The 7,017-nt window shown below is 72.6% G+C and carries 5 protein-coding genes, 1 pseudogene and 2 riboswitches; of the genes and pseudogenes, 4 read left to right on the forward strand and 2 right to left on the reverse strand.

Annotated elements, in window-relative coordinates; all coding sequences use genetic code 11:
- Positions 1–197, reverse strand: a pseudogene (locus AEQ27_RS00555) (hypothetical protein); the annotation flags it as partial.
- Positions 198–315: 118 nt separating this feature from the next.
- Here AEQ27_RS00555 and AEQ27_RS00560 point away from each other — a divergent pair.
- The 4 genes from AEQ27_RS00560 (at position 316) to gcvP (ending at position 5,843) form a co-directional block, all read left to right on the forward strand.
- Entirely contained in the window at positions 316–768 is a 453-nt protein-coding gene (locus AEQ27_RS00560) for an SseB family protein (RefSeq protein WP_054144917.1), read from the forward strand.
- Between the two features lie 146 nt (positions 769–914).
- Positions 915–1,018, forward strand: a riboswitch (glycine riboswitch).
- A gap of 1 nt (position 1,019) precedes the next feature.
- Positions 1,020–1,131, forward strand: a riboswitch (glycine riboswitch).
- Between the two features lie 261 nt (positions 1,132–1,392).
- Positions 1,393–2,514, forward strand: a complete 1,122-nt coding sequence (gcvT, locus tag AEQ27_RS00565) for a glycine cleavage system aminomethyltransferase GcvT (RefSeq protein ID WP_054144919.1) — start codon at positions 1,393–1,395, stop codon at positions 2,512–2,514.
- 27 nt (positions 2,515–2,541) lie between these two features.
- Positions 2,542–2,919 carry a glycine cleavage system protein GcvH gene (gene gcvH, locus AEQ27_RS00570; protein WP_043595477.1) on the forward strand — a complete coding sequence of 126 codons (378 nt, stop codon included), beginning with the start codon at positions 2,542–2,544 and terminating at the stop codon, positions 2,917–2,919.
- Entirely contained in the window at positions 2,916–5,843 is a 2,928-nt protein-coding gene (gcvP, locus tag AEQ27_RS00575; protein ID WP_082383108.1) for an aminomethyl-transferring glycine dehydrogenase, read from the forward strand. The genes gcvH and gcvP overlap by 4 nt, the downstream gene beginning before the upstream one ends.
- A 267-nt stretch (positions 5,844–6,110) precedes the next feature.
- Here the strand turns inward: gcvP and AEQ27_RS00580 are convergent, their stop codons facing one another.
- Complete coding sequence (locus tag AEQ27_RS00580) at positions 6,111–6,869, reverse strand: CPBP family intramembrane glutamic endopeptidase (RefSeq protein WP_054144918.1); 759 nt, start codon at positions 6,867–6,869, stop codon at positions 6,111–6,113.
- Between the last annotated feature and the right edge of the window lie 148 nt (positions 6,870–7,017).

Here is a 7,017-nt window from a genome sequence, read left to right on the forward strand (position 1 = left end):
GAGGCGTGGGGCGGCGTCGGGGCGGGCTGGGGGGTCGTCGGGGGGGGCGCGACCAGCGCGGTGCTGGTCGGGGCGGGCGGGGGGGCCGGGTCGCCGCCGGCGCGCCCGGACACGAGCAGCGCGAGGGCGAGGCCGGCGGTGGCCAGGGCCGGCGCGACGGAGCGGGGGGGCAGGCAGAGGCGGGGGCTGCGGGGCACGAGGGCTCCTCGAGGTGGGTGCGACACGGCGGGGTGCTGCACAGGGTAGCGACCAGCGGGGCCGCTCACCACGCGGGACGCTGAGCCGACACGGAGGTTCGCCCGGCAGGCTGGTCGGATGACCGACACGGACAACCGCGAAAAGACCGCACTCGAACAGGCCATCAGCAAGGGCCAGGCGGGTGAGGGCGACATGAACAGCGTGCTCGCCGAGTTCGTCAACGCCCAGGTCGTCGTCGCCACGGCCACCGACGCGCAGGAGTCGCTGAACGACCTGCAGCCCGTGCTCTTCGACCGCGAGGGCGTGCCGATGCTCGCCGCCTTCACCCACGTCGACATGATCGGCGAGCAGGTCAAGGGCGTGGCCGAGTTCTCGGCGACCCTCCCGGCGGCCGAACTCGTGCAGGCCATCCCGGCCGAGACCGGCCTCGTCGTCAACCCGGGCAACCGCGAGGGCTTCGAGATGCTGCCCGAGGGCGTCGCCCAGCTGGCGGACGACGTCCGCAAGCTCGTCGCCGAGCACGAGGCCGCCGGGTCGCCCGAGCCGGGGCAGCCCTCGCGCGCCGTCTGACCCAGGCCACGACGACCCCATGACGCCCCGACCACACCCGGTCGGGGCGTCGTTCGTCGTCCGGGCGTCAGGAATCGCGTGCACATCCGAAACCTGCGCGTCACACGACGACGCTAGGCTGACGCCACAATCGAACATCGGGCCACGAACACGTCGCGGGAGAGCTCCGGTGCGCAGAGACTGCGCCGACCGGGCACCGAAGGAGCAAGCTCCCCGCCAATCTCTCAGGTACGCGTACCGCGACGGACTGGCCACTCTGAAAAGCAGGAGGCGCGAGGCGGTCGACAGACCCCTCGCCGGTCCTCGCCCACGGTGAAAACCGGCCACGGCCGGTGAAGCTCTCAGGCCCATGACAGAGGGGGAGCCCCGACCGGCGCACCGCCGGGCAGGGCTGCCCCGTCGTGCCCCACCCGCACGACACCGTTCCCGGCCGAGACACCTGGCGGCCGGTCCGTCCCTCTCAGGAGCACGATGTCCGACGCAGCCTCGAACCTTCCCGCCGCCCCCGGGCCCGACGACGACGGCCTCCGTGGTACCGAGTCGTCCGCCGCGCTCGACGGCGACGTCGTCCTCTCCGACGACGGCACCGAGGGCATCGCCACCGGGCCGGGCGACGCCCACGACCTGAGCGGTTCCGACGAACCCGACGAGCGCTACAGCCCGTTGCACGAGGTCCACGTCGCCGCGGGTGCCGTCTTCACCGACTTCGCGGGCTGGCAGATGCCGGTCCGGTACGACTCCGACCTCGCCGAGCATCACGCCGTCCGCACCGCCGCCGGGCTCTTCGACCTGTCGCACATGGCCGAGATCGCCGTCGTCGGGCCCGACGCCGGCGCCTTCCTCGACCACGCCCTGGCCGGCACCCTCTCGACCATCGCCGTCGGGCGGGCGAAGTACTCGCTCCTGCTCGCCGCCGAGGGCGGGATCGTCGACGACCTCGTCGTCTACCGCCTCGACGAACACGACTACCTCGTGGTGGCCAACGCGGGAAACCGCGAGGCGGCGTTCGCGGCCCTCGCGACCCGCGCCTCCGGATTCGACGTCACGGTCGACGACGAGAGCGACGACCCCGCGCTGATCGCGGTCCAGGGGCCCGAGAGCGAGGGCGTGCTCGACGAACTCGTCACGGCCGACCGCCTCCAGCCCGACGCCCCCCTGTCGACGCTGCGGTACTACCGCGTGCTGCAGGCCACCTTCGACGACGCCCCCGTGCTGATCGCGCGCACCGGGTACACCGGCGAGGACGGCTTCGAGCTCTACGTCGACCCCGAGACCGCCCCGTCGCTGTGGGCCGCGATCGCCGAGGCCGGCGGACCCCGGGGGCTCGTCCCCGCGGGGCTGGCCAGCCGCGACACGCTCCGTCTCGAGGCGGGCATGCCGCTCTACGGCCACGAGCTCGGCCTCGACGTGCGTCCCGACCAGGCAGGGCTCGGCCGGGTCGTCGACACCGCGAAGGACTTCGTCGGGCGCTCGAACGTCGAACCCGCCGCCGGCGCCCGCGTCCTCGTCGGGCTGACGCTCACCGGGCGTCGGGCCGCGCGGGCGGGGTACCCCGTCGTCACGGACGACGGCATCGTCGTCGGCGAGGTCACGAGCGGCGCGTTGTCGCCCACCCTCGGCCACCCGGTGGCCATGGCCTACGTCGACCCCGACGTCGTCGACCGCGGTCCCGCGCTGGCCGTCGACGTCCGCGGCACCGCCGTCGCCGCCACCGTCGTCCCGCTGCCCTTCTACAAGCGCTCCTAGGCACCCCCTCCCTCGAAAGGACCGGCCATGACCGATCTCACCGCACTGAAGTACACCGCCGAGCACGAGTGGCTCCTGATCGACGGCGACACCGCCACCGTGGGCATCACCGACTACGCCGCCGACAAGCTGGGCGACGTCGTCTACGTCGACCTGCCCGCCGAGGGCACCGAGGTCGAGACCGGCACGGTCGTCGGCGAGATCGAGTCGACCAAGTCGGTCGGCGAGCTGTTCGCCCCCGCGCTCGGCACGGTGCTCGAGGCCAACCAGGCCGTCGTCGACAGCCCCGACCTCGTCAACAGCGACCCGTTCGGCGAGGGCTGGCTCATCAAGATCACCCTGTCGTCGACCGACGGCCAGGGCCTGCTCTCACGCGACGAGTACGTCGCGCTGACCGCCGAATGAGCGCCGAGCAGACGGGCGGGTCCGTCTTCGGCGGCTGGTCCGACCAGGTCGCCTCCGGTTTCGTCGACCGCCACGTCGGCACCACGCCGGGCGACCAGGCGACCATGCTCGCCGCCGTGGGGCACGACAGCGTCGAGTCGCTCGTCGCGGCCGCCGTGCCCGACGCGATCCACGCCGCGGCCGTCGAGGGCAGCGTGCTGCCCGAGCCGATCGGCGAAGAAGAGGCGCTCGCCGAGTTGCGGGCCCTCGCGGGGCGCAACCGCGTCTCGCGCAGCCCCCTCGGTCTCGGGTACTACGACACCGTCCCCCCGGCCGTCATCCAGCGCAACGTGCTCGAGAACCCCAGCGGGTACCCCGCGTACACGCCGTACCAGCCCGAGATCTCGCAGGGTCGACTCGAGGCCCTCATCAACTTCCAGACGATGGTGGCCGAGCTGACCGGGCTCACGACCGCGAACGCGTCGATGCTCGACGAGGGCACGGCCGTCGTCGAGGGCATGTTGCTGGCCCGTCGTGCGTCGAAGGTGAAGACCGACGTCTTCGCCGTCGACAGCGACCCCTTCCCGCAGACCAAGGCCCTGCTCGCCGGCCGCGCCGAGGCCGTCGGCATCGAGCTCGTCGAGCTCGACCTCTCGGTGCTCGACCCCGCCGAGCTGCCCGAGTCGTTCGGTCTCTTCGTGCAGTACCCCTCGGCGTCGGGCTCCGTCTGGAGCCCCCGCGCCGTCGTCGAGGCGGCCCACGCCCACGGCGGCCTGGCCGTCGTCGCCGCCGACCTGCTCGCGCTCACGCTAATCGAGGCACCCGGCGAGTTCGGGGCCGACGTCGCCGTCGGCACCAGCCAGCGGTTCGGCGTCCCCATGGGCTTCGGCGGTCCGCACGCGGGCTACATGGCCGTCCGCACCGGCCTCGAGCGTCAGCTGCCCGGTCGCCTGGTCGGGGTCTCCCAAGACGCGGTCGGCCAGCCCGCCTACCGCCTCAGCCTGCAGACCCGCGAGCAGCACATCCGCCGTGAGAAGGCCACGTCCAACATCTGCACCGCGCAGGTGCTGCTCGCCGTGATGGCGTCGATGTACGCGGTCTACCACGGCCCCTGGGGGCTGCGGCACATCGCGGCGCGCGTGCACGGCCACGCCTCCGACCTGGCGGCCGCGATCGGGGCCAGCGAACTCGAGCTCGAGAACGACTCGTTCTTCGACACCCTCCAGGTGTTCGTCCCGGGGCGGGCGACCGAGATCGTCGCCGCAGCCCACGACCGTGGTTACCTGCTGCACGCCGTCGACGGCGACTGCGTCCGCTTCTCGTTCGACGAGACGACCACGCGGGACGACGTCCGCGTCGTCGCCGAGGTGCTCGGCGTCGACCTGCTCGACGGCGCGGCCCCCTCGGGCCTGCAGGAGGCGCTGCTGCGGACGAGCGACTACCTCACGCACCCGGTCTTCCGCACCCATCGCAGCGAGACCAGCATGATGCGCTACCTCAAACACCTCGCCGACAAGGACTACGCGCTCGACCGCGGCATGATCCCGCTCGGCAGTTGCACGATGAAGCTCAACGCGGCGACCGAGATGGCCGCCGTCACCTGGCCCGAGTTCGCCGGCGTGCACCCGTTCGCACCGGCCGACGACGTGGCGGGTTACCTCGAGCTGATCGGCCAGCTCGAGGGGTGGCTGGCCGAGGTCACGGGCTACGACACCGTCTCGCTGCAGCCCAACGCCGGCAGCCAGGGCGAGCTGGCCGGTCTGCTGGCCATCCGCGGTTACCACCTGTCGAACGGCGACGGCGAGCGCACGGTCTGCCTGATCCCGCAGAGCGCGCACGGCACCAACGCGGCCAGTGCGGTGCTCGCGGGCATGCGCGTGGTCGTGGTCGCCTGCGACGAGGGCGGCAACGTCGACCTCGACGATCTGCGGGCCAAGGTCGAGCAGCACGCGGCCCAGCTCGCGGCGCTGATGATCACCTACCCGTCGACGCACGGCGTGTACGAGCACGACATCGTCGCCCTCACCGATGCGGTGCACGCGGCCGGCGGCCAGGTCTACGTGGACGGGGCGAACCTCAACGCCCTGCTCGGGGTGGCGCGCTTCGGCGACTTCGGCGGCGACGTCTCGCACCTCAACCTGCACAAGACCTTCTGCATCCCGCACGGTGGCGGTGGTCCGGGCGTGGGTCCGGTCGCGGCGAAGGCCCACCTCGCACCGTTCCTGCCCGGCCACCCGATGGCCCAGCAGGCCGACCGCCGCACGGGGGCTGCCCTCGCGGCCGACGGCGACCGCCTCGCACACGCCGGCGTGCCGGTCTCGAGCGCTCCGTACGGGTCGCCGAGCATCCTGCCGATCAGCTGGGCGTACGTGCGCATGATGGGCACCGAGGGCCTCACCCGGGCGACCGGGGCGGCCGTCCTGGCGGCCAACTACGTCGCCGCCCGCCTGCGCGAGCACTTCCCCGTGCTCTACGCGGGTGAGAACGGCCTCGTGGCGCACGAGTGCATCCTCGACCTGCGACCGTTGCGCGACGCGACCGGGGTCACCGTCGACGACGTGGCCAAGCGCCTCATCGACTACGGCTTCCATGCCCCGACCATGTCGTTCCCCGTGGCAGGCACCCTCATGGTCGAGCCGACCGAGAGCGAGGACCTGGCCGAGATCGACCGCTTCGTCGATGCCATGATCGCGATCAAGGGCGAGGCCGACGAGGTGGCCTCCGGTCGGTACACGTCCGAGTCGAGCCCGTTGCGCGGTGCGCCGCACACGGCCGAGTCGGTCGTCGTCGGCGAGTGGACCGCCGAGTACGGGCGCGAAGAGGCCGTGTACCCGGTCCGCTCGCTCGTTCGCGGCAAGTACTGGCCGCCGGTGCGCCGGATCGACCAGGCCTACGGTGATCGCAACCTGTTCTGCAACTGCCCGCCGGCCGAGGCGTTCGCCTAGGCCACGGCCCGCTCCACGGACGGGAAACCGCCACCGCCCGATCCCGTCGGGCGGTGGCGGTTTCCTCTTGGTCCCTCGGACGTCGGCCGCCGAGTGTCGCGGAGGGCGTTCACGTAGCGGCGACCGTCCCGATCGACGCCCGGGGGACAGCTCACGCTGTGTGGCTAGCTCGGATCCCTACGACCCGTGCGTACATCAGACTCGCCCCCCGGACGGGTGTCAAGGCCCCGTTCCGGCCGTGGCGGGCCGGGGCGGCCCGCCGGGGCGTCAGGACGGAAGTCCGAAGAGGGTCGGGAAGGCGGTGGCGGCCCACGGATAGCCGACGAAGACGGCCGCGTCCATCAGGACGTGCGCGACGACGAGCGGCAGCACCCGGCCGAAGCGCACGTAGAGCCAACCGAACGCGACGCCCATGACGACGTTGCCGACGAACGCGCCGAACCCCTGGTAGAGGTGGTAGCTGCCCCGCAGCAGGGCCGCCGTCACAATGATCGGCCAGGTCCGCCAGCCGAGGTCACGGAGGCGCGCGAACAGGTACGCGACGACGATCACCTCTTCCGTCACCCCGGCTCGGAGGGCGGAGAGCAGCAGCACGGGGACGGTCCACCAGTGCTCGCCGAGGTTCGTCGGCACCACCGTGACGGTGAGGTCCAGGGCCTTGCCCACGAGGTAGAGGCCGATGCCGGGGATGCCGATCGCGAGGGCCAGGCCGACGCCACCGAGGGTGTCCCGGCCCGCGCGCGAGAAGTCGACGCCGAGCCGGCCCAGGTGTGGCCGCTCCTCGCGCCACAGCAGGAACGCCACGAGCAGCACGGGCACGAGGTCCACCGCCACGCCGAGCACCTGGTAGGCGAGGTCGAAGAATTCGCGACTGCTCAGCGGCGAGTTCAGCGTGGCCGTCTGCTGCGACAGCGCGGTCTGCTGGGTGAGCCGGTTCACGATCGAGAGCACCGAGTAGACGGCCGACGCCCCGAGCGAGAGACCGAGGACGATCGCGATCTCGACCCGGAGGCGCGCTCGGGTCATCGGGGCCGGGCGCGGTGCGAGGGTATCGGGCGGTGTCACGGCGGAGGCGGGGTCGTGGGGGCGGCCCACGGGGGTGATCGTACGGGACCGGCGTGGGGGGGCCGCCCCGCGCCCCCCGCGGGGGGGGGGGACAATACCGTCCAGGGGG

The sequence above is a fragment of the Frigoribacterium sp. RIT-PI-h genome (genome assembly GCF_001297205.1).
GTDB lineage: Bacteria > Actinomycetota > Actinomycetes > Actinomycetales > Microbacteriaceae > Frigoribacterium.

Bases quoted from the DNA above. Each gene is read 5' to 3' on its own strand.
- AEQ27_RS00560 (WP_054144917.1), top strand. From the start codon at position 316: ATGACCGACACGGACAACCGCGAAAAGACCGCACTCGAACAGGCCATC.
- gcvH (WP_043595477.1), top strand. From the start codon at position 2,542: ATGACCGATCTCACCGCACTGAAGTACACCGCCGAGCACGAGTGGCTC.
- gcvP (WP_082383108.1), top strand. From the start codon at position 2,916: ATGAGCGCCGAGCAGACGGGCGGGTCCGTCTTCGGCGGCTGGTCCGAC.
- AEQ27_RS00580 (WP_054144918.1), bottom strand. From the start codon at position 6,869: ATGACCCGAGCGCGCCTCCGGGTCGAGATCGCGATCGTCCTCGGTCTC.